The sequence below is a fragment of the Aurantiacibacter xanthus genome, assembly GCF_003584015.1.
GTDB lineage: Bacteria > Pseudomonadota > Alphaproteobacteria > Sphingomonadales > Sphingomonadaceae > Alteraurantiacibacter > Alteraurantiacibacter xanthus.
This window is the reverse complement of the sequence record NZ_QXFM01000126.1, coordinates 1-21579: the sequence shown is the minus strand read 5'-3', so window position 1 is coordinate 21579 and position 21579 is coordinate 1. Positions and strand designations below refer to the sequence as shown.

Sequence of the window (21579 nt, the reverse complement as noted above, 5' to 3'; positions counted from 1 at the left end):
CTCTCGCCAACCATCTGGTCGGTCGGTAAATTATGCGAGTTCGATATACATCAGCGGCTGGCCGCCTTCGACCAGTTCGGCATCGGCGGCGGCGATGTGGCGGACGGTGCCCGCCTGCTCCGCTCGTACCGAGGTAAACAGCTTCATCACTTCGATCAGGCACAGCTCGGTGCCCGCCTGCACCTGCTGCCCCACCTCGACGAAGTTCGGCGCACCGGGCTTCGGCGAGCGGTAGAACGTGCCGAGATTGGGCGCCTTGACCACCGCCCAGGCCGGGTCGATGGCGCTCGGCAGAGCCGATGCCGGGGGAGCCGCTATCGGTGCGGGCGATGGTGCCGGTGTCGCTGGGGGCGGCTCAGGCTCTCGCCGGGGAGCCGCCGGTTGCGCGGCTGCCCGTTCTAAGCCGTCTTGCGGGGTTGGCGACAGGTTGACGCTGATCTCGTTGCTGTGGAGGCGCAGGCTTTTCCAGCCGCCCTGCTCCATCAGGCCGGTCAGGATTTCCAGATCGCGCAGGAGCTTGCTGTCCATCGCAGATCAGGCCACTTCGCGCGCAGCGAGCGTCTCGGCAACCACGCGCTCATAGTGCCATGCGCGGCTGCCCACGGCGTGCTCGATCACCTGCGCGCGGCGCAGGAACCGGTGCAGGCCCAGTTCCCACGTGAAGCCCATGCCGCCGTGGATCTGGATCGCATCGTTGCAGGCGTTGCAGGCGATCTCGCCGCAATAGGCCTTGGCCGCCGAGGCCGCGCTGGCGCGATCTTCGGCATCTTCCGAACAGGCCCAGAAGGCATAGTGCGACGTCGCCTTGCCCGCCTCGACCGCAACCGCAAGGTCGGCGCAGCGGTGCTTGATCGCCTGAAACGAACCTATCGGCTTGCCGAACTGCTCGCGCTCGCAGGCATAGGCGACGCTTCGCTTCAGCATCACCTCGGCAATTCCCATCGCCATGCCGGACTGGGCCGTGGCGCCAAGATCGATGAGCGTATCGAGCGCGCCGGGCGATCCCTCGCCCAGCAATTGGGCAGAAGCGACGGCCACGTTGTCGAATGTCACCCGGCACAGACCCGCCGAGGGGTCGATGTCCGCATGCGGCTCAATTGTCACGCCCGGCGCATCGGTCGGCACCAGCGCCAGCACCGGCGCGCTTTGCGTTCGGGTGACGACAAGCAACATCTGCGCGACATCGGCCCCGGCCACGGCGATCTTCCTGCCCGTCAGCCTGCCATCATGCAGCCCGCATTCGGCAAACACCGGATCGTTGCCGCGCCCCAGCTCGGCCGAGGCAATCGCGATGGCGGTTTCGCCCGCGGCAATGCCGGGGAGCAGCTGCGCGCGCTGTTCGGCATCGCCCAGCCGGTTGACCGCCTCGGTGGCGACAAGGGTCGATGCAATGAGCGGCGGCGCAAGCCCTGCCCCCAGCGCCTCTATCGTGGGCGCAAGGTCCACCAAACCGAGGCCAACGCCCCCATGCTCTTCCGCGACCAGAAGGGAGAACAGGCCAAGCTCTGCCAGCGCCGCCCAGACCTCTGCGTCGCTGCCGCGGGAAGGGTCGGGACCGGTCAGGGCGGCATGGTCGGCAAGGACTTGTCCGACCGTTTCGCCGAGACTGGTCTGCTCTTCATTGAACAGGAAATTCATCTGCGGTCCCTCCCCTACCTCGGCAACCCGAGCATGCGCTCGCCGATGATGTTGCGCTGGATTTCCGACGAACCGGAGTAGATCGAAAATGCCTTCGATTGCAGGAAGCTGGTCTGGAACCGTCCGCCTGCCATGGCATCGTCATCGCCCTCGGACAGCACCGCCGCCGGGCCGAGGATATCGAGTGCCGCCTCATTCATGCGCTGCGCGGCATGGCTCCAGTACAGCTTGATGACCGATGCGTCGGGCCCGCGCTCGTCTCCGGCGAGAATACGGCTGAAGCTCTTGAGCGCCACCAGCCGCATCGCCTCGACCTCGACGATCGAGCGCCCAAGCTTCTGGCGCACGACCGGATCGTCGGCCAGCACCCCATTCGCGGTCGGCTCGGCAGCACAGACTTCGAGCAGCTTTTCCAGCTCCTGCTTGAAGCGGACCTGTCGGCCAAGGCAGTCTTCCGGTCCGCGCTCGTAGGCAAGCGTCGTCATGGCGATGCGCCAGCCGTCGTTCTCCTGCCCCACGAGATTTTCCACCGGCACTTCGACATCTTCGAAGAAGGTCTCGTTGAACTCGGATTCGCCGGAAATCTGCCGCAGCGGACGGATCGAAATGCCCGGACTGCTCATGTCGATCAGCAGGAAGCTGAGGCCCTTGTGCTTGGGCGCATCGGGATCGGTCCGCACCAGCGCAAAGCACCATTGCGAATACTGCGCGTAGCTGGTCCAGATCTTCTGACCATTGACGACATACTTGTCGCCCTTGCGCACCGCCTTGGTCCGCACCGAGGCAAGGTCGGAACCGGCATTGGGCTCGGAAAAGCCCTGACACCAGAACTCCTCATTGGCGATGATCGGCGGCAGGAAGCGATCCTTCTGCGCCTGGCTGCCGTGATGCAGGATCGTGGTGCCAGCGAGGTTGTGGCCGATGATGTTGAGGCTTTCGGGTGCCTTGGCGCGGGCCATTTCCTCGGCAAAGATGCCGCGCTCGACCAGCGTTGCCCCGCGCCCGCCATACTCGACCGGCCAGTTGATACCGGCCCAGCGGCCCGAACTCAGCTTCTTGTCCCAATCGCGCCGGAAGAGATAGCGCTCTTCCTCATCCTCGGGTTCGAACACCGTTTCGCCCCAGCCTTCGGGCAGCGCGGTGGCCAGCCACGCGCGCAGTTCCAGGCGGAACCTGTGCTCCTCATCGGTGTAGGTGAAGTCCATGATTGCCCCCCTGCGCCTAGCGCCATGTCTCGTTATCGGTCTGCGCCGGACCGCCCTTGAACACGGGCTTGCGCTTCTCGCGGAAGGCATTGACGCCTTCCAGATAGTCCGGAGAGACAAAGGCCGCCGTCTGCGCATAGGCCTCGAACTCGATCATCTGGTCGAAGGTCGAATATTCGGACTTGTCGATCAGGGTCTTCATCATCCCGATCGAGGTCGGCGCATTCTGCGCAATGGCGAGCGCGGTCTCGCGCGCGGCGGCGAGCAGTTCGTCATGCGGGACGACCTTTTGCACCAGCCCCAGTTTGAGCGCTTCGGCCGCCTCCACCTTGCGCGCGGTAAAGGCCAGTTCCTTCGCCCTTGCGCGGCCAACCGCGCGCTGGAGGAAGAACAGCCCGCCAAGGTCGGGGATCAGGCCGACACGCGCAAAGGCCTGGGTGAAGCTGGCTTTCTCGCTGGCATAGGCAAAGTCGCAGGCAAGCGCGATGTTCGCTCCGGCACCAGCCGCCGGCCCGTTGACGGCGGCGATGACCGGCTTTTCCATCTCGTAAAGCGGACGCAGCACATTCGTGAGAATCCAGCGATGGCGCGCGCTCAGTTGCAGCGGCGTGAGGTCGGTCCGGCGGTTCTTGAGATCGGCACCGGCGCAAAACCCGCGCCCCGCCCCCGTCAGGATCACGCAGGCTACGTCAGGATCGGTGCGCAGCTTCGGCCACAAGGCGGCCAGTTCGCCATAGAGCCCATCGGTCGTCGCGTTGAGCGCGTCGGGACGGTTGAGCGTGACCGTTGCGATGCGGTCCTCGATTTCGAGCAAAACGTTTTCCATGGTCATCCGCGTCCTTTGGCCAGATTGTCAGTTTCGCGATCGGGCGGAACGCTGGCCAGATCGCCCTCATTGCTTTCGGGAATGTCCCACCAGTCTTCGGGCACACGCACGGGAATGCGGAAGTCATGGGCGGGAATGACGATATCGGATTCAGCCTGCACCCGGCGCATGGCTGCCTGCCAGTCGCGCTCGCTTTCGCTGCGGATGTTGCCGGTGAGGTAAGCATCCGCAAGCGAGCGCTGCGGCCGCGTGGTCGCGCGCGGATCGGCCGGGAACCAGTAGCGATAGTGATCGCCCAGATCCGATGCGATGGCGACATCGCCTTTGGCCGTCGTCAGGATCGGCACCTGCATCCCCGGCGTGTGGCTTGGCACCTTGAGGATGCGGAAACCGGGAAACAGCACAACATCCCCGTCGAGCGTGCGGATCTGCTTCGGCCGCCGCCGCGCAACCAGATTCTCGACCGTCGTATTCCAGTAGAAGATCCGCTGCGAGGGCACCGGATCGGCGGCATGGGCCAGCTCGTCACGCTGGATCACCACGCAGGCGTCGGGGAACAGATCGAGATTGTCCGCATGGTCGAAATGCCCATGGGTCAGGACGATGTGATCGATATCCGACGGCTCCAGCCCCTCAGCCGCAAGGGCCTTGGTCATATATTCGTGACCGCCGCCCCAGCCTTCCACCTTGAGCCGCCTGGTGACCATCGCGATATCGGTCATCCCCGTGTCGACCAGCACATTGTGCTCGCCATTACGGGCCAGCCAGCAATGGATGGGGTCACGCTGGATCGCCCCGTCGTGCGGAATGTAGATCTCGCCGATGCGGAGAGACGTGACTGTCCAGTTGCTCACTCTTCGATAACCTCGAAGCGTTCGATATCGGCCATGGAGCCCTTGCGCTCGCCATCGGTCCAGATGGCGCGCACCCGCGTGCCGGGGCCGATGTTCTTCTTGGCGAACTCGACATCGTCGATCTCGATCAGGTGGATCAGGCGCGTGGAGGCACCGTCGAGCACGATCTCGGCATAGACATAGGGCGGCTTCTTGGTCTGCCCGATGAATTCCATGTTGATGATCGAGCAGCCGCGGATCGTGCCGGTATCGGCGCAGGTTTTCCAGGTGCCGGTCGGCGTGTGCGAGATGTCGTCGATCTCGCGCGGGGGCAGCAGGGCATCGTCGCCATCCGCCGTGCGCACCCCCATGACCCGGCCGAAGCCCTTGATCTCGTCGAACATGCGTCCGTAGTAGGGGCCGTAGGCGTGCTCGTATGGCAGCGCCAGCGCGTAGTCGAGCGAGCCGATGGCCTCCTCCGGCTCGGGCAGATCCGAAACTGTGCCGACCGCTGCATCCTCGGCAATCACGAAGCCCTTGATCGCCAGGATCGAGTTCTCGACGCCATCGTCCCACTCGGCCTTCACGCGCTGACCGATCCTGACCGCATCGAGATCGCCAAGCACCCGGTGCGGGAATTCGTTGGCGCAGCCATCCAGCTTGATGAAGGCGATGATAGTGCCATCGACGCGGGTGAAGGCGGTAATCTCGCCGGTCTGGGGAACCTCGACGAAGCTCGCCATCGGTTCGCCATCGCTGGCGGAGAAATCCTGCGCCGGCGCCACCACTTCGCCATTGGCAAAGCGCGAGCCGACGATCCGCCGGTTCTTCATTTCGGCGAGGAAAGTCCCCGCTGCGCCGCCCGGAGTGAGCGTGTAGGGCAGGCTGATTTCCGCGTGGAACGTCGGCATGTCCAAAGGCATGGATTCAGGTGCTGAATACATTGTCGCTCTCCCTTATGCGCTGAGCACGGCGCAGCCGCGCAGGTTGGCCCAGCCGCCACCCGATTGCACCAGCGCCAGCTTGGCATCCTTGATCTGGTTGCTTTCGTTGCGGCCCATGACCTGTGTCGCGCCTTCGATCAGGCGCACCACGCCGACCGCGCCGATGGGATTGGCTCCCATGCAGCCACCCGAAGGATTGACCGGAATATCGCCATCGAGATCGGTCGCGCCCGAGGCCACGAGCTGTGCGGCTTCACCCGGAGGGCACAGGCCGAGGCTCTCGTAGTAGTTGAGCTCGAAGCAGGAATAGGGCTCCTGCACCTCGACCACGTCGAACTGGCGGCGCGGGTTGGTGATGCCAGCAGCGCGATAGACCTTCTTGGCCGCCAGCGCGAGCGGCTCGGACAGCATCAGCGAACGCTCGGCCGCGTTGTCGGCCTCGCAGCAATAGGCAATGCCATTGATGAAGGCAGGCTTCTGCGTGGACTTTGCGGCAAGCTTCTCGTTCGAGAGCACGATAGCCGCGGCGCCATCGGAAATCGGCGGCACGTCGAGCAGCTTGATCGGCCAGCACAGCGGTTTGGAATTGAGCACGTCGTCGACGGTCACTTCCTTCTTCATGTGCGCATAGGGATTGGCGATCGCATTGCGACGGTTCTTGACCGAGACCATGGCCGCCGCCTCTTCGGTGTGGCCCAGCGCGTCCATCCGGGCGCGCCAATAAGCGGCAGAAAAGCCCATGATGCCGACGGCGAACTCACGGCCCCAGAAGGGATCATAAAGCGTCGAGATCGAATACTGGAGCGGCCCCTCCGACAGCTTGTCATAAGCGACCACCAGCGTGCGACCGGCATAGCCGCCCGCCACCTGGTAATAGCCGGCCAGAGCGCCCGCGAAGCCCGCGCCCCCGCCGCTGGTTACGCGGAAGATCGGTTTGCCCTTGGCGCCGATGGCGTTCGCCACCCACAGTTCGGGATGATTGACCGCCCCGAACAGGACCGGACCCGATGCGACCACGACCGTGTCGATGTCGCCCATTTCGAGATTGGCATCGGCCAGCGCCCGGTCAACGGCCTCGCGCACAAGACCTGCCTGGCTGACGTCAGTACGGCGGCGCGCATGATGCGTCTGGCCGACCCCTACGATTGCTACGTGATGACCCATGTCCTTACACCTCGAGCGTCATGACACAATTGTTCTGCATGCCCACGCCCTGCGCGCCATGCACCACGGCACGCGACGGAGCGCCGCCACCGTAGAGCTGCGGTTCGCGTAACTGCCGAACCGCTTCTGCCGCCCGGCACAGGCCGGTCGCCATGATCGGGTCGGCAGGCAACGCCCCGCCCGAACGATTGATCGCCGTCTTGCCTTCATCGAGGCCCAGCACATCCATCGCCAGCATCTCGCCCACGACGGAATGCGCCGACAACTCGACCACATCGGCCTGCTGCGCAGACCATCCGGCAGCCCTTGCCGCCATGGCGGCGGCGCCTTCGAGCGAGGCCAGCTTGAGCGGATCGCGATCGGCATAGGCGTGACAATCGGTGCCGCTGCCCATGCCGGTGATGAAGACCGGGTTGTTGCCCGCGCGCCGGGCGGAGGACTCATCGACGATCAGCATGGCGACCGCCCCATCGACCGGGCGCGCCATCATCAGTTCGGTCAGCGGCAAGGCGCTTTCACCGGAAGCGAGAATGGCCTCGGCGTCGGGCACATCGCCAATCTGCACATTGGCATGCGCCTTCGCATCGGCCCACCGGCGCGCTGCCAGTTCGGCAAGATCACGCTCCGAACAGCCCCGATCGGCAAGATAGCGCTGAGCCTGAATGCCCGCCGCCGCACGCTGCGAGAAACCGACCGGGCGCTGATAGAACGGCTCGACCTGCGAGGCCCAGTAGTTCTCCACCAGCGACTCCGAAGGCTTCGAATAGGCCACGATCAGCCCGACCGACGAGGCACCGGAGCGGATCTTGTTCACGCCATATTGCAGCGCCCAGATCCCGTCCGCCTCGACCCGCGCCTCTTCCTTGCGATGCGCGCCAAGCGCACCAAGGAAACCGCAGTTCGAGATCGACCGGCCATCGAGGACATCGCTGCCGGAGTCGATCACGAAATCGACATCGTCGATCGAGAAACCGGACCCCTTGAAGACCGAGGTCACCACTGCGGAAATCAGATCTATATGCTGCGCCTCACCCCATAAGGGCCGCAGCTCGGTTTGCGCAGTCGCGACGACTGCCACCTTCCCAAGCGCCATCGAGCACTCCTCTCATATATCGGCCTCGGCAATCGGGTTGGCGGGCAAGCCCTCCAGCACCGCTGCCGGCTCGTTCAGCTTGTTATGGGCGCCCGATTGCCCGGTCAAGTTTTTTTCGACGTTTTTTCGGTTTTTGTTGATTGGCCGAATTTTGCTGTATAACACCGCCATATAACCGAGATAGCGGCTGCTCACGATTGCTGTGCGGGCAGATTTAGCTTAGAAAAACCCGAATGAATATCGGGAGAGGGATTTGTGACCTTGGGCCTCGATGTGACCGGCCAATACCGTTATCCGCCGCCCGATCCGGCGTGGTTGCGGCGCGTGCGCGAGGGCGTGATCGAGCCCGACCTTCCCATCATCGATGCCCATCATCACCTCTGGGAGCAGCACGAGGAGCCCTACCTGCTCGATGCCTTCGGCGAAGACCTCGACGACGGGCACAAGATCGTCGCCACCGTCTGCGTCGAGGCCCACTACGGTTATCGCAAGGACGGCCCGGCACGCCTCGCACCGGTCGGTGAAACCGAGAAGGTCATGGCCATGCGCGGCAGGGCCAGACAAGACAGGCACGCTTCGCTTGTAGCCGAAGGCATCGTGGCCAAGGCCGACCTGTGCCTGGGCGAAGCGGTCGACGAGGTTCTGGACGCGCAGCGGGCCGTGGCGGGCGCGGCGCTGGTCGGCATCCGCCACAGCGTGTCGCGCGACGAGAACTTTCCCGAGGGCATCGTCTTGCGCCCCGGCCCGGCCGGACTGCTGGGCGACGCCGCCTATCGCAAGGGCCTTGCCCGGTTGGCGCAGCGCGGACTTGTCTACGATGCGATGCTCTATCACCAACAATTGCCCGAGCTTGCGGCCATGGCCCGTGCCCTGCCCGACTTGCAGATCGTGCTCGATCACGTCGGCGCGATCATCGGTGTCGGCCCTTACCGTGGGCGTGAGGAGGAGGTGCGCAAGGCCTGGGCAAAGGACATGCACGAGCTGGCGCAGTGCCCGAACGTCTCCGTGAAAATCGGCGGCTTCGGCATGATCATCGGCGGCGCGCAATGGCACCTCGATCCGGCCCCGCCCGGTTCGGAAACACTCGCCGCGGCATGGCGGCCCTATGTCGAAACCTGCATCGAGCTCTTCGGGTCGCACCGTTGTATGTTCGAGAGCAACTTCCCGGTCGACAAGGCGATGTATTCCTATCGCACGCTCTGGAACGCCTTCAAGCGCCTCGCGCAGCAATACAGCCCGGCGGAGAAAGCGGACCTGTTCCTCGGTTCGGCGCGGCGAATATACGGCCTCGGCGACGTGACCACACCGGTTTGCGCCAATGCCTAATCGCGCGGCCCACCTGTTCCGTCGGGCTGAGGAAATGCCCGACAAGACAGCGATTGTCTTCGAGGGGGAAAGCCTGACGTTCGGCGATCTTGCCGCGCGCGTCACGTCGATGGCGGCGGCCCTCGCCAACCTTGGCATCGGCAAGCGGTCAAGGGTCGGCGTCTACCTCGATTCGTCGCCCGACTTCGTCGTGGTTCAGCAGGCCCTGTTCGCTCTGGGAGCGGTCGTCACCCCGTTGAACGTGATGTACCGTACCGGCGAGATCGTCCACGCAATCGGCTGCTGCGATCTGCAGTTCCTTGTCACCGACGATGTGCTGGGCACACCGATTGCGCCGGCAGTCGATCAGCTCGACTGCCGCCTGTTCTCGATTGACGACGAGGTCATCCAGGCGCTGAGCAAACTGCATGCCCCGGCGCAACCGGCCGAAGTCCTGCCGAGCGACCCGGCCATGCTCCTGCTCACCAGCGCGACCACCGGCAAGGCGAAGGGCGTGATGCTCACTGCGGCGAACCTCGCAGCGAATTACGATGCCACGCCCGGCTGGCTCGGCCTGACGCGCGAGGACACGGTCCTGTGCGCGCTGCCGCTCTACAACACCTTCGGCCTCAATCAGGGCATCAACGCCATGCTGGCCACGGGGGCGACGATGATCCTTTTGCCGCGCTTCAAGGTGGAACAGGTCATCGCCGCGATTGCGCGCCATTCCTGCACCTTCGTACCCGCCGTCCCCACGATGCTGCAACGGATCTTCGACCATCCCGATGCTGCGGGCGGCGCGCTGCGCTCGCTGCGCCGCATCATGACCGGCGGCGCACCAGTGCCCGGACCGCTGCTCGCGCGCATCCTCGACAAGGCGCCGAACGTCGAAGTCCTGACCGGCTACGGCCTGACCGAAGCGACAGCGCTGGTGACTCTGACCAGGGTCGAACTCGGACCAGACGGAGACCTGAGGCACGGCCGCACGATTGGCCGCGTGCTGGACGGGATGGATCTGGCCATCCGCGATGACCATGGGCAGGACTGCCCGGCCGGGGTCGCGGGCGAGATCGTCGTGCGGGGGCCGAACGTGATGCAGGGCTACCACGATGCGCCTGACGACACCGCCACCGCCTTGCGCGACGGATGGCTGCACACAGGCGATATCGGCTACCTCGATGCCGATGGTTTTGCCTTCATTGTCGACCGCAAGAAGGATGTCATCATTCGCGGCGGGCAGAACATCTACCCGGTCGAGATCGAGGAAGTGCTCTACCGCTGCCGGAATGTCGCGGAAGTTGCGGTGATCGCCGCCGAAGACAAAGACCTCGGCGAAGTCCCGGTGGCCTTTGTCGCCGCCACAACCGGCGGGCATGTCGACACCGGCGAACTCACGCAATTCTGCAAGGCGGAGCTGGCGCACTACAAGCAGCCCGCCGCGATCCATCTGCTCGACGAACTGCCCAAGGGGCCGACGGGCAAGATCCTGCGGCGGGCCTTGCGCGACAGGCTCGCGCTGCAATGATGCGCCCCGCAAGCCGCTTCGTCCAGCCGGGCGAACTCCGCCTGCATGTCACCACCTGGGGGGACGAGGCAGCGCCGCCGGTGCTTCTGGTGCATGGCCTGTGGGATCACAATCGCAGCTGGGACTGGATCGCGGCAAGGCTGGCCCAGACCCACTTCGTCATCGCGCCCGACTTGCGGGGCCATGGCGACAGCCAGTGGGCGAGCCCGGATGGCTATACACTCGGCGCCCATGTCCTCGACCTTGCCGACGTGATCGCGGCGATGGAGCTGGAACAGGTTGTACTGGTGGGCCATTCGCTTGGCGGCGCTCTGGGCCTGCGGCTTGCTGCGGCCTTTCCCGAACGCATTGCCGCAATGGTGGGGATAGAGTGCGTAACCCTGCCGATCCAGCGCGACGAAATGGCCGCGCACCGCCCCTACCCGCTGCGGCTGCGAGACTGGATCGAACGGCGGCGCAACAAGCGCGCGACCGAGCCGACCCGGTTTGCAAATGCCGACGAAGCCCGTCAGCGTCTCGCCCGCAATCACCCGGAACTCGATGCGGAAACCGTCAAGCGCCTTGCGATCTACGGGCTGCGCGAGGCTCCCGATGGCGGCTATGCGTGGAAGTTCGATCCCCTCGTGCGCGGCCGCCCGCCCGAAGACCAGCGCGCCGACGACCTGCGCGATGTGCTGGCGGCGACCGCCTGCCCTACCCTGCTCGTTTACGGCGACAGCGCCAAGCGTCCCGCCCCCGGCCCGGACCTGCTCGGCCTGATGCGCGACGTTCGGCTGGAGATCATGCCGGGCGGCTCGCACTTGCTCCACCACCAGATGCGCGATGCATTTTGCGATCTCCTCATCCCATTTTTGAAACAGCATTCCGGAAAGGCCTGCCATGCGTGAAGCCGCAATCGTCTCAACTGCCCGCACGGGCGTCGCACGTGCGTTCAAGGGCGCCCTCAACGACACCGATGCCCCCGAATTCACCGGCCATGTCATGAAGGCCGCGATCGAGCGGGCAGGAATCGACCCGGAGCGGATCGACGATGTTCTCATCGGGGTCGGCACGCAATTCGGCACGCAGGGCAGCAACCTTGCGCGTACGGCCATTTTCGCGGCCGGACTGCCGATCTCGCTGCCCGGCACGACGCTCGACCGCAAATGTGGTTCGGGGCTGACCACCCTCGCCTTCGCGGCGCGCGGCATCATGGCCAATGACATCGACGTGGCGCTGACGGGCGGCGCCGAGAGCATTACCCATACCCGCAACCAGCATACGCCAACCTACCGGGCCCAGCCGAAGGCCGTGCTCGACCGGCAACCGCATGCCTACATGGCCATGATCGAAACCGCCGAGATCGTGGCGGACAAGTACGGCATCAGCCGCGAGCAGCAGGATGCCATTGCGGCCATCAGCCACCAGCGCGCCGCCGCCGCAACCGAGGCCGGACGGCTGGGCGAAGAAATCGCACCGATAACCGTCACCAAGAATATCATCGCCAAGGATGGCAGCGTGACCGGGCGCGAAGAGGTCATCCTCTCCAGCGACGAAGGCATCCGGGCCGATACGACGGCAGAGAAGCTCGCCGGACTGCAACCGGTGTGGAAGGACGGGCAGATCGTCAAGGAGGGCCAGCACGTGACGGCCGGCAATGCCAGCCAGTTGTCCGATGGCGCGGCCGCGCAGATCCTGATGGAGCGGAGCATGGCCGAAGCCGAGGGCAAGGAGATTCTCGGTATCTTCCGCGGCTTCCAGTCCGCCGGCTGCCCGCCGGAGGAAATGGGCATCGGACCGGTCTTCGCCATTCCCAGGCTGCTCGATCGAGCGGGTCTGAAGGTGGAAGATATCGGCCTGTGGGAGATCAACGAGGCCTTCGCCAGCCAGTACCTCTACTGCCGCGACAAGCTCGGCATCGATCCCGAGAAGATCAACGTCAACGGCGGCGCAATCGCGCTGGGCCACCCCTTCGGCATGACCGGCGCGCGCCTGACGGGCAGCATCCTGCTCGAAGCGCGCAGGCGCGGCGTTCGCTACGCCGTGGTGTCGATGTGCGTCGCGGGCGGCATGGGCTCGGCGGGTCTGTTCGAAATCCCCGGCTAACCGGAACCGGCCTTGAAGGAGTGGTGGATATGACAATGCGGTTTGATGACGACGTGGTGATCGTCACCGGAGCAGGTCAGGGGCTCGGGCGTGAATACGCGCTCGCCTTCGCCGCGCGCGGGGCAAGCGTCGTCGTCAACGATATCGACGCGGCCGTGGCGGCAAGCGTCGTCAGCGAAATCGAGGCTTCCGGGGGCAAGGCCATCGCCAACACCCATTCGGTGGCCGAGCGCGCGGGCGCTGAGGCGGTGGTCGCTGCGGCCCTTGCGCGGTTCGGCAAGCTCACGGTCCTGATCAACAACGCCGGCATCATCAATTTTGCCGCCGTACCCGACATTGCCGAGACCGACTGGCGAGCGATGCAATCGGTCACGCTCGACGGCACCTTCCACATGTGCGCCGCCGCCTGGCCGCATATGCTCGAAAGCGGCTATGGCCGGATCGTCAACACCACCTCGAACGCGGGCTTTGCCGGGAATGCCGCACTGGGTGCCTATGGCGCGGCCAAGCTGGCGGTGGCCGGCTTCACCAAATGCGCGGCGCAGGATGCGATCGGGACCGGCATCACGATCAACGCGGTAGCGCCGATGGCCGTCACGCGCATGAACCGCGATGCCTTCTTCGGCGGCAAAGCCTCCGAGGGCGACGACTGGCGCGAGGATATCGCGCAAGGCAAGGTGCCGATGGGGCCGCCCTCCATCGTCGCCCCGACCGTGCTGTGGCTTGCCCATCGCAGCACCGGGCTCAACGGCGAAATCTTCTCCAGTTCCTCGGGCAAGGTGGCACGGGTCAGCTTCGTGGTCGGCGAAGGCTACTTCAACCCCGATCACAGCCCCGAAGACCTCGCAGCGCACGAGGCGCAGATTCGCGAACTGGGTGACTATCTCGATCCCGGTTCGACCGGTGAGGAGCTGCTCGTCATTCCGCCGCTGTTCGCCAGGGACTGATCTGGCCGGTCACGCCGGTGTCACGCTTGCGCGTCACCGGTAACGCGCGGCAGGACGCTGATGGCCTGAACCATCATGTCGAGCAGCTCCTCGTACCAGCGCTCCACTGACATGGCGTAGCGCGACGGATCGGCGGCATATTCGACCATCCCGAGCAGGAACATGGTCCCCACGCACTCCAGCCTGCGCGTGGGCAGGCTCGGCCCCAGCACCGCCAGCCGCCGGTCGAGAAGGTCCATCGCCTCGCGCAGGGCGACGGTGGTCGGGCTTGCCCGGTCGACCGGATGCTCCACCCCGCGCGGCCGGTGCGTTGTCAGATAGGCCGCGTGGCAGCGCATGTACGAGATATTCCCCTCATCGGCGAACATGCGATAATTGGGTTCGAACACGGCCCTGAGCAGCTGACGCAGATCGCCCGTAAGCCCGTGCGTCCTGGCCTCGTCCAGAATGGCCCGCCGCTGCGGCTGAAGTCGCTCCTCCCGATACTCGAACACGGCGTAGAGAAGGCCTTCGAGATCGCCGAAGTGATACTGCACCGAGCCGGCAAACTTCTGCCCCGCCGCCTCGCAGATCATGCGCATGGTGACCCCGTCGATCCCTCTTTCCCCGAACAGGCGCTCGGCTTCGAGAATCAAGCGTTCGCGAGTCGCCGGCTGGGGCTCGGCATCCGGTCCTTTGAGCCGTTTGGAAGACATGCTGGCGACCTGCCTGACATCGAAACCCGCGTCAAGCAATCTAACACTTGTGATATTGTTCGCCAATTTTCAGCCAATATACGCGCAAGCATGTTGACTCGACCGGCCATAAATATCACACTTGTGCTAATAAGAACGTAAGAATGGAGGATGTTATGGAAGTTGGAGTGTTTCAGACGCCGTTCCTGCCGCCCGAGCGCACGCCGGAGCAGGTGTTCGACTGGGCCGTCAATCAGGCCGTAGTGGCGGACAAGGCTGGCTATTCGGAGTACTGGGTCGGCGAGCACGCCACCCTCAACTGGGAAGCCATCCCCAGCCCCGAACTGGTGATCGCAGCCGCTGCCCGCGTCACCGAACGCATCAAGCTCGGGCCGCTCGCTCACCTGCTCCCCTACTACCACCCCGCTACCCTTGCGACGCAGGCCGCCTGGCTGAGCCATATCCTCAAGGGGCGCTACCAGATGGGCGTCGCGCCCGGTGCCTACCCCACCGACGCCAAACTGCGCGGCCTCACCGACCTGAAGAAAAATCACCTGATGATGCAGGAATCGGTCAGGATCATGGAGATGATCTGGAAGGGCGAGCCGTTCGACTATGAGGGCGAGTTCTGGAGCGCATCGCTGCCCGAAGGCGATGCGGCGCACCCCATTCGCGACCAGAAGCCGTGGGGCGGCACCATGCCCATGGCCATGACCGGCCTCAGCCCCAATTCGCCGTCGATCCGCTATGCGGGCGCACACGGCTACTCGCCCGCGTCGGTCTATTCGAGCAATTCGGCGCTGATCGATCACTTCCGGGTCTATCGCGAAGCCGCTGCCGAGGCCGGTCGTCACGGCGACCGCACGATGCACCGCGTGGTGCGCGATGTGTTCATCGCCGACACCGACGCCGAAGCGCGCAAGCTGGCGCTCGAAGGTGGCATGGGCCGCGCATGGCGGGAATATCTCCTCCCCACCTATCACGCCTTCGGGCTGGCCGAAGCGATGACGGAGGGCACCGACTATTCCGTGTCCGATGTGACGCCCGAATTCCTCGCCGACCACTTCTGGATTGTCGGCTCGGTGGAAACCGTGCGCGAGAAGTTCGAAAGCTGGATCGACCAGCTCGGCGGCGGCTTCGGCACCCTGCTCACCTACAGCTACGACTACATCGACAATCCCACCCCGTGGGAAGAATCGATGACGCGGCTTGCCCGGGAGGTTGTGCCCAACCTACCGGTCGATGCATTCGCAGCAGCGGAGTGAGGCCATGACCGACACAACGCTTGCTCCACCGGCAACAGCCACAAGGCCGGAAGGCCTGCCTGACGACCGGGTCGTGGATTTCGATATCTACAACCCGTTCGACGGACAGTACGATCTGCATAAGGCCTGGGTCCAGCTGCGCGATTCCACGCAGCATGCGATCGTCTGGACCCCGCACAACGAAGGGCACTGGATCGCGCTCTCGCCCGAGCTGATCGGCGAGGTCTTTTCCGATGCGGCGCGCTTTTCGAGCCGTGTCGTGCTGGTGCCCAAGTCGACAGCGGGGGAAGCCTATGGCGACCTCTTGCCCCTGTCGCTCGATCCCCCGGTCCACCGGCCCTATCGCAAGGTTCTGAACGACAAGCTGTATGGTTCGGCCATCAAGCCGCTCGAACCGAAGGTCCGCAAACTGACCGCGGAACTGATCGAGGGGTTTGTCGCCAATGGTCGCTGCGAGTTCGTCCATGAATTCGCCGAGCAACTGCCCTTGCGGGTATTCATGGAGCTGGTCGATCTGCCGGTCAAGCACCTGCCGAGGCTGAAGCATCTGGCGGACCAGTTCACCCGGCCCGATGGCAGCATGACGCCGGCCGAGGCGACCGCTTCGTTCAAGGCCTATCTCAAGCCGATCCTCGATGAACGGCGCAATTCCAGTCGGGAAGACCTGCTGACCCATATCACGCAGAGCAAGGTCAACGATCGCCCGATGACGGAGGACGAAGCGGCGCGCCTTGCCAGCCAGGTTCTGGTCGGCGGCCTCGATACGGTGGTGAACTTCATGAGCTTCACCATGAGCACACTGGCTCAGGCGCCGGAGATTCAGGCCCGCATCGCCACCGATCCCACCTGCCATCACGCGGCGATCAACGAATGCCTGCGCCGAATGCCGCTGGTGTCGTCCGCGCGCGAGCTGGTGGCCGATACCGAGGTCGATGGCGTGACCCTGCGCAAGGGGGATATGGTGATCGCGCCGACCGAGCTTTATGCTCTCAACGACGCGATCAACGACAACCCGATGGCCTTCGATCTCGACCGCAAGGTCCGCAATCACATGGTCTTCGGCAACGGCAACCATACCTGCCCCGGCCAGTTCCTCGCCCGCATGGAGATGAAGGTGCTGCTCGAAGAGTGGTTCGCGCGCATCCCCAGCTTCGAACTGGAACCGGGCCAGACCATCCGCCACAACGGCGGCATCGTGGGCGGGTGCCAGCCATTCGTCCTGCGCTGGCCGGCGGGCTGACGATAAAGCGGAGGAAAGGTCGCCCGCGTGGCGCCCCTTCCTCCGCCTTGGCTGGCAGAACACCCGCGACGATCGGGTGCGGGTGATAGGCTCGATAAAGGGACGTCTCATGACAACTAAAGCAGACGTTCAGGCCATTCTTGCAGCAGCGCGCAGGTGTCCCTAAATTAACAACCATTGCAGCACAGGAGATGCTTTCGAAATGGACCTGATAATCGCCGCCTTCACCCCTCTGGTTTCGCTGCGAGAAGTCCTGTCCCATGCCTGCATCCGTTTCTCTTTCCTGCCTGTCCTGGCTCACGTCTGACGGCACACCGCTTTTCTCCGATCTCAGCCTGACCTTCGGCCCCGAGCGCACCGGCCTCGTGGGACGCAACGGCACCGGCAAAAGCACGCTTCTGCGCCTGATCGCCGGCCACCTGCGCCCGGCCTCCGGACAGATCGGCGTCACCGGGTCCGTTGCCCTGATGCGTCAGGAAGCCATCGCGCATCCTGATGAAACCATCGCCGATCTTCTCGGCGTGCGCGCGGCGCTCGACCAGCTTGAGCGTGCAGATTCGGGCGAGGCCACGGCCGAAGACCTGGACTTCGCCGACTGGACGCTCCCGACCCGGATCGACACCGCGCTCGCCAGATTCGGGTTGCAGCTCGCGCCGCAGACCCGGCTTGCCGAGCTTTCCGGCGGCCAACGCAGCAGGGCATCTCTCGCCGCTCTGGTGCTGGCAGAGCCAGACTTTCTGTTACTGGATGAACCGACGAACAACCTCGACCGGGACGGACGTCAGGCCGTGCTCGACCTCATCCGCAGCTGGAATGGTGGTGCGATCATCGCAAGCCATGATCGAGAGCTGCTGGAGGAAATGGACGCCATCGTCGAACTCACGTCGCTCGGTGCGAGGCGGTATGGTGGCAACTACAGTGCCTTCCGCCAGCAAAAGGAGGCCGAGCTGGAAGTGGCTACGCGCAATTTGAACCACGCCGAAAAGACCCGCATTGAAACCGCCCGTCGGGCGCAGCAGGCAGCCGAGCGCAAGGCCCGAAAGGACAGTGCCGGACGCAAGTCCCGAACCAAGGGCGATCAGCCGAAAATCCTCATGGATGCCGCCAAGGATCGGGCCGAAGCTTCAGGTGGCATGGGTGCCAACCTGCGCAACGCCCTGCGCAATGCCGCGGAAGAGACACTTGCCGCCGCTCGCAAAAAGATCGAGGTGCTGGAGCCGTTGCACATGGAGATCGCACCGACTGGTCTGCCGTCTGGCAAGACGGTGCTACGGCTCGATCATGTGACCGGCGGACACGCCCCGGACGCCCCGGTGATCCGCGATCTGTCGCTGGTCGTCACCGGCTCCGAGCGGGTCGTCATCGCCGGACCGAACGGCAGCGGCAAGACCACGCTTCTCAAGCTCATCACCGGCCAGCTTTCCCCGCAGCGCGGACAGGTAGGCCGCTTTGTCTCGTTCGCCATGCTGGATCAGCATGTTGATTTGCTCGATCCCGATCAAACCTTGCTTGCGAATTTCCTGAGGGTGACCCCGGCCGCGACGACGCATGAGGCCCATGCAGCCTTGGCGCGGTTCGGGTTCCGCGCGGATGACGCTCTGCGCCGCGCAGGCGATCTGAGCGGGGGCGAACGGCTGCGCGGCGGTCTGGCCTGCGCCCTTGGCGGCACTCCGCCGCCCGCGCTGCTGATTCTGGACGAGCCGACCAACCACCTTGATCTTGATGGCATTGCCGCCCTGGAAGCGGCGCTGACTGCCTATGATGGCGCGGTGCTGGTGGTCAGCCACGACAACGCATTTCTTGAATCACTCAGACCGGACCGGGTCGTTCATCTCCAGAAATGACCTCCAACTGTCCGACAAGGCGAGAGCCAGCGTGTCACGGCGCAATGAGAGGTGCAGCCCCTCGACATGAGCCTGATCCCGCATAGAGGCGCCGATACCGTAGCGGCCAGTCGGCTGCGCCAATTCCTGATCAAGGCCCTGCGCGAACGATAGACGCCCCAGCGTGGCGTCTATCGTCACGCTTGCCAGATCACACGTGAACCACGCGTCCATAGGCCGCGAGCACGCTCTCGTGCATCGATTCCGAGATCGTCGGGTGCGGGAACACCGTCTGCATCAGCTCGGCCTCGGTGGTTTCGAGCGTCTTGCCGATCACGTAGCCCTGGATCATCTCGGTCACTTCCGCGCCGACCATGTGTGCGCCCAGCAGTTCGCCGGTGGCCGCATCGAACACCGTCTTCACGAAGCCCTCGGGCTCACCCAGCGCGATCGCCTTGCCGTTGCCGATGAAGGGGAAATTGCCGACCTTCACCTTGTAGCCCGCTTCCTTGGCCTTGGCCTCGGTCATGCCAACCGACGCCACCTGCGGGTGGCAGTAGGTGCAGCCGGGAATGTTGTTGCGGTCGAGCCCGTGCGGGTGGACCTCCTTGTTGCCCAACTCCTGCGCGATGGCCTCGGCGGCTGTCACGCCCTCGTGGCTCGCCTTGTGTGCCAGCCAGGGCCCTGGGGTGCAGTCGCCGATAGCCCACAGGCCCTTGGTCTTGGTGCGCCCGAGATCGTCGATCTGGATGAAGCCGCGATCAAGCTCGGCATATTTTTCCACGCCGATGTTCTCGGTGTTGGGCACGATGCCGACCGCCGAAATCACGTGGCTGTAGGTCTCGGTGGTGACCTTGCCGGCCTTGTCCTTGATCGTGACCTTCACCTCCTTGTCGGAGGCTTTCACTTCCTGCACGGCAGCCTCGGTGAGGATGGTCATGCCCTGCTTGGTCAGCGCCTTGGTCATGAAGGTGGAGACGTCCTTGTCCTCCACCGGCATGATCCGGTCGAGCATCTCGACCACGGTCACATCGACGCCCATGTCGTTGTAGAAACTCGCGAACTCGACGCCGATAGCACCTGAACCCATCACCAGCAGCTTGGTCGGCATTTCCTTGGGCGTCATCGCATGGCGGTAGGTCCACACGCGCTTGCCGTCGACCGGAGCGAAGGGCAGTTCACGCGCCCGCGCGCCGGTGGCGACAATCACGTGTTTGGCCGAGATGGTTTCGGTGCCCTTCTCGCCCTTGACCTCGATCGAGGTGGCGCTCTTGAGGGTGCCCTCGCCCATGTGAACGGTGATCTTGTTCTTCTTCATCAGGTGCGTGACGCCCTGATTAAGCTGCTTGGCAACGCCCCGGCTGCGCTTCACCACCGCCTCAAGATCGGCCTCGATAGCACCCGCGATCTTCAGGCCATAGTCCTTCGCATACTGGGCATAGTGCAGGATCTCCGCCGAGCGCAGCAGCGCCTTGGTGGGAATGCATCCCCAGTTGAGGCAGATCCCGCCGAGTAGCTCGCGCTCGACAATGGCGGTCTTCAGGCCCAGCTGCGCGGCGCGAATGGCCGCCACATAGCCGCCCGGACCACTGCCGAGAACGATAACGTCGTACTGCTCTGCCATAACTCTTTTCCCAGTTCTCAGTTTCCGCTCAGGCTGAGCTTGTCGAAGCCCTGCCCGGTTTTTCAACGCCCCACTCGAAATCAAAGCAGTCCTTCGACAGGCTCAGGACGAACGGGCGTTTGTTCACTTGGCGATCGAGCGCGGACGTCCATCGTCGTCCACCGCCACGAACGTAAACTTTGCCTGCGTCACCTTGCACGCCTCTTCCGAGTGCCGCTCGCGCCGCCAGGCCTCGACCGCGATCACCATCGAGCTGCGCCCGACCTTCTCGATCTCGGTATAGACCGAGACCTCGCAGCCGACCTTGACCGGTTGGAGAAATTGCATCCCGTCCATCGCCACCGTCACCGCGCGGCCCTTGGAATGGCGCGCGGCGGTGAGCCCGGCGGCGTTGTCCATGATGCTCACCAGCCAGCCGCCGAAGATATCGCCATAGGCATTGGTGTCGCGCGGCATGGCGGTGACGCGGATGGCTGGATCACGGCCTGCGAGGATTTCGGTTTCGGTCATCGCCGCCTATGCCTCAAACCTGACGAAGTTGACACCGCGACAAGCGCCCAAAAGCCTGAACTCCTCAACGAAAACAAAGAGCTTTCGGAGAAACGCGAAGTTGACAATTCTGCGCATCAAAACCACTTCCGACCGGTGCTGCTCATGCCTTGCAAATGCCATGAGCGCAGCACCGTAGGAAAGCCTCAAGCCACCAGTCCCAGCGGATTCTCGATCAGTTCCTTGAACACCTTCATCAGCTGCGCGCCGTCCGCGCCGTCGATGGCGCGGTGATCGAAGCTGCCGGTGGCGCTCATCACTGTGGCGACGCCCAGTGCATCGTCGACGATATAGGGGCGCTTCTCGCCCGCGCCGATGGCCATGATCATCGCCTGCGGCGGGTTGATCACCGCCTCGAACTGCTTGATCCCGAACATGCCCATGTTCGAAAGGCTGGCCGTGCCGCCCTGATATTCCTCGGGCTGGAGCTTGCCTTCCTTGGCGCGGGCCGCAAGGTCCTTCATCTCGGTGCTGATCTTGCTCATGGCCTTGGCGCCCGCGTCCTTGATGATCGGGGTGATGAGGCCATTGGGGATCGAGACCGCCACCGAGATATCGGCGCGCTCGAACTTGAGCAGACTGTCGCCCGCGAACTGCACGTTGCACACCGGCACCGCTTCAAGCGATTTCGCCAGCGCCTTGATCAGCATGTCATTCACGCTGAGCTTCACGCCCTGCGGTTCGAGCGCCTTGTTCAGCTCGCCGCGCAGCTTGAGCAGCTTATCCAGCTGAATGTCCACGGTGAGATAGATGTGCGGGACGGTCTGCTTGCTCTCAGTGAGGCGGCGCGCGATCGTCTTGCGCATGTTCGAGAGCTTTTCGACCTCGTGCGGGATGCC

21 protein-coding genes are annotated in these 21579 nt (G+C 64.3%); 8 read left to right on the top strand and 13 right to left on the bottom strand.

What is annotated here, in order from left to right:
• Positions 1–30: 30 nt before the first annotated feature.
• Genes D2V17_RS16295 through D2V17_RS21030 form a run of 9 tightly spaced genes read right to left on the bottom strand, consistent with a single transcriptional unit; the run spans position 31 to position 7898 of the window.
• Positions 31–528, bottom strand: a complete 498-nt coding sequence (locus D2V17_RS16295) for an acetyl-CoA carboxylase biotin carboxyl carrier protein (protein ID WP_119593973.1) — start codon at positions 526–528, stop codon at positions 31–33.
• Between the two features lie 6 nt (positions 529–534).
• Entirely contained in the window at positions 535–1638 is a 1104-nt protein-coding gene (locus D2V17_RS16290) for an acyl-CoA dehydrogenase family protein (protein ID WP_119593971.1), read from the bottom strand.
• A gap of 14 nt (positions 1639–1652) precedes the next feature.
• The gene (locus tag D2V17_RS16285; protein WP_119593969.1) at positions 1653–2843 is read right to left on the bottom strand and encodes an acyl-CoA dehydrogenase; all 1191 of its coding nucleotides are present in this window, start codon (positions 2841–2843) and stop codon (positions 1653–1655) included.
• A 16-nt stretch (positions 2844–2859) separates the two neighbouring features.
• The gene (locus tag D2V17_RS16280) at positions 2860–3669 is read right to left on the bottom strand and encodes an enoyl-CoA hydratase/isomerase family protein (RefSeq protein ID WP_245978770.1); all 810 of its coding nucleotides are present in this window, start codon (positions 3667–3669) and stop codon (positions 2860–2862) included.
• 2 nt (positions 3670–3671) lie between these two features.
• The gene (locus D2V17_RS16275) at positions 3672–4523 is read right to left on the bottom strand and encodes an N-acyl homoserine lactonase family protein (RefSeq protein ID WP_119593965.1); all 852 of its coding nucleotides are present in this window, start codon (positions 4521–4523) and stop codon (positions 3672–3674) included.
• The gene (locus D2V17_RS16270) at positions 4520–5446 is read right to left on the bottom strand and encodes a PhlB family protein (RefSeq protein ID WP_119593963.1); all 927 of its coding nucleotides are present in this window, start codon (positions 5444–5446) and stop codon (positions 4520–4522) included. The genes D2V17_RS16275 and D2V17_RS16270 overlap by 4 nt, the downstream gene beginning before the upstream one ends.
• 12 nt (positions 5447–5458) lie before the next feature.
• Positions 5459–6610: a thiolase C-terminal domain-containing protein gene (locus D2V17_RS16265; protein ID WP_119593961.1), complete on the bottom strand. Its 1152-nt coding sequence runs from the start codon at positions 6608–6610 to the stop codon at positions 5459–5461.
• 4 nt (positions 6611–6614) lie between these two features.
• Entirely contained in the window at positions 6615–7703 is a 1089-nt protein-coding gene (locus tag D2V17_RS16260; RefSeq protein WP_119593959.1) for a 3-ketoacyl-CoA thiolase, read from the bottom strand.
• A gap of 12 nt (positions 7704–7715) precedes the next feature.
• The gene (locus D2V17_RS21030) at positions 7716–7898 is read right to left on the bottom strand and encodes a hypothetical protein (protein ID WP_147367447.1); all 183 of its coding nucleotides are present in this window, start codon (positions 7896–7898) and stop codon (positions 7716–7718) included.
• Positions 7899–7958: 60 nt separating this feature from the next.
• Here D2V17_RS21030 and D2V17_RS16255 point away from each other — a divergent pair, with 60 nt between their 5' ends.
• Genes D2V17_RS16255 through D2V17_RS16235 form a run of 5 tightly spaced genes read left to right on the top strand, consistent with a single transcriptional unit; the run spans position 7959 to position 13565 of the window.
• The gene (locus D2V17_RS16255; protein WP_245978769.1) at positions 7959–9029 is read left to right on the top strand and encodes an amidohydrolase family protein; all 1071 of its coding nucleotides are present in this window, start codon (positions 7959–7961) and stop codon (positions 9027–9029) included.
• Positions 9022–10533 carry a class I adenylate-forming enzyme family protein gene (locus tag D2V17_RS16250; protein ID WP_119593957.1) on the top strand — a complete coding sequence of 504 codons (1512 nt, stop codon included), beginning with the start codon at positions 9022–9024 and terminating at the stop codon, positions 10531–10533. The genes D2V17_RS16255 and D2V17_RS16250 overlap by 8 nt, the downstream gene beginning before the upstream one ends.
• Positions 10530–11420: an alpha/beta fold hydrolase gene (locus D2V17_RS16245; RefSeq protein WP_119593955.1), complete on the top strand. Its 891-nt coding sequence runs from the start codon at positions 10530–10532 to the stop codon at positions 11418–11420. Before D2V17_RS16250 ends, D2V17_RS16245 begins: the two co-directional genes overlap by 4 nt.
• Entirely contained in the window at positions 11413–12618 is a 1206-nt protein-coding gene (locus D2V17_RS16240; RefSeq protein WP_119593953.1) for a thiolase family protein, read from the top strand. The genes D2V17_RS16245 and D2V17_RS16240 overlap by 8 nt, the downstream gene beginning before the upstream one ends.
• 29 nt (positions 12619–12647) lie before the next feature.
• Complete coding sequence (locus D2V17_RS16235) at positions 12648–13565, top strand: SDR family NAD(P)-dependent oxidoreductase (protein ID WP_119593951.1); 918 nt, start codon at positions 12648–12650, stop codon at positions 13563–13565.
• A gap of 20 nt (positions 13566–13585) precedes the next feature.
• On the opposite strand, the gene D2V17_RS21595 is transcribed toward D2V17_RS16235, so the two are convergent.
• Positions 13586–14260, bottom strand: coding sequence for a TetR/AcrR family transcriptional regulator (locus D2V17_RS21595; RefSeq protein ID WP_220474144.1), 675 nt, complete (start codon positions 14258–14260; stop codon positions 13586–13588).
• A gap of 155 nt (positions 14261–14415) precedes the next feature.
• Here D2V17_RS21595 and D2V17_RS16225 point away from each other — a divergent pair, with 155 nt between their 5' ends.
• The 3 genes from D2V17_RS16225 (at position 14416) to D2V17_RS16215 (ending at position 18588) form a co-directional block, all read left to right on the top strand.
• Complete coding sequence (locus D2V17_RS16225; protein WP_119593949.1) at positions 14416–15504, top strand: LLM class flavin-dependent oxidoreductase; 1089 nt, start codon at positions 14416–14418, stop codon at positions 15502–15504.
• A gap of 4 nt (positions 15505–15508) precedes the next feature.
• On the top strand, positions 15509–16744 hold the full coding sequence (locus D2V17_RS16220; RefSeq protein ID WP_191229244.1) for a cytochrome P450: 1236 nt from the start codon (positions 15509–15511) through the stop codon (positions 16742–16744).
• A gap of 260 nt (positions 16745–17004) precedes the next feature.
• The gene (locus D2V17_RS16215; protein WP_119593945.1) at positions 17005–18588 is read left to right on the top strand and encodes an ABC-F family ATP-binding cassette domain-containing protein; all 1584 of its coding nucleotides are present in this window, start codon (positions 17005–17007) and stop codon (positions 18586–18588) included.
• 190 nt (positions 18589–18778) lie between these two features.
• Here D2V17_RS16215 and lpdA read toward each other — a convergent pair whose 3' ends face one another.
• The 3 genes from lpdA to D2V17_RS16190 form a co-directional block, all read right to left on the bottom strand.
• Positions 18779–20191, bottom strand: coding sequence for a dihydrolipoyl dehydrogenase (gene lpdA / locus D2V17_RS16205; RefSeq protein ID WP_119593941.1), 1413 nt, complete (start codon positions 20189–20191; stop codon positions 18779–18781).
• A 123-nt stretch (positions 20192–20314) separates the two neighbouring features.
• The gene (locus tag D2V17_RS16200; RefSeq protein WP_119593939.1) at positions 20315–20701 is read right to left on the bottom strand and encodes an acyl-CoA thioesterase; all 387 of its coding nucleotides are present in this window, start codon (positions 20699–20701) and stop codon (positions 20315–20317) included.
• Between the two features lie 185 nt (positions 20702–20886).
• The coding region (locus D2V17_RS16190; protein ID WP_191229243.1) for a 2-oxo acid dehydrogenase subunit E2 at positions 20887–21579 on the bottom strand (693 nt) is incomplete at its 5' end.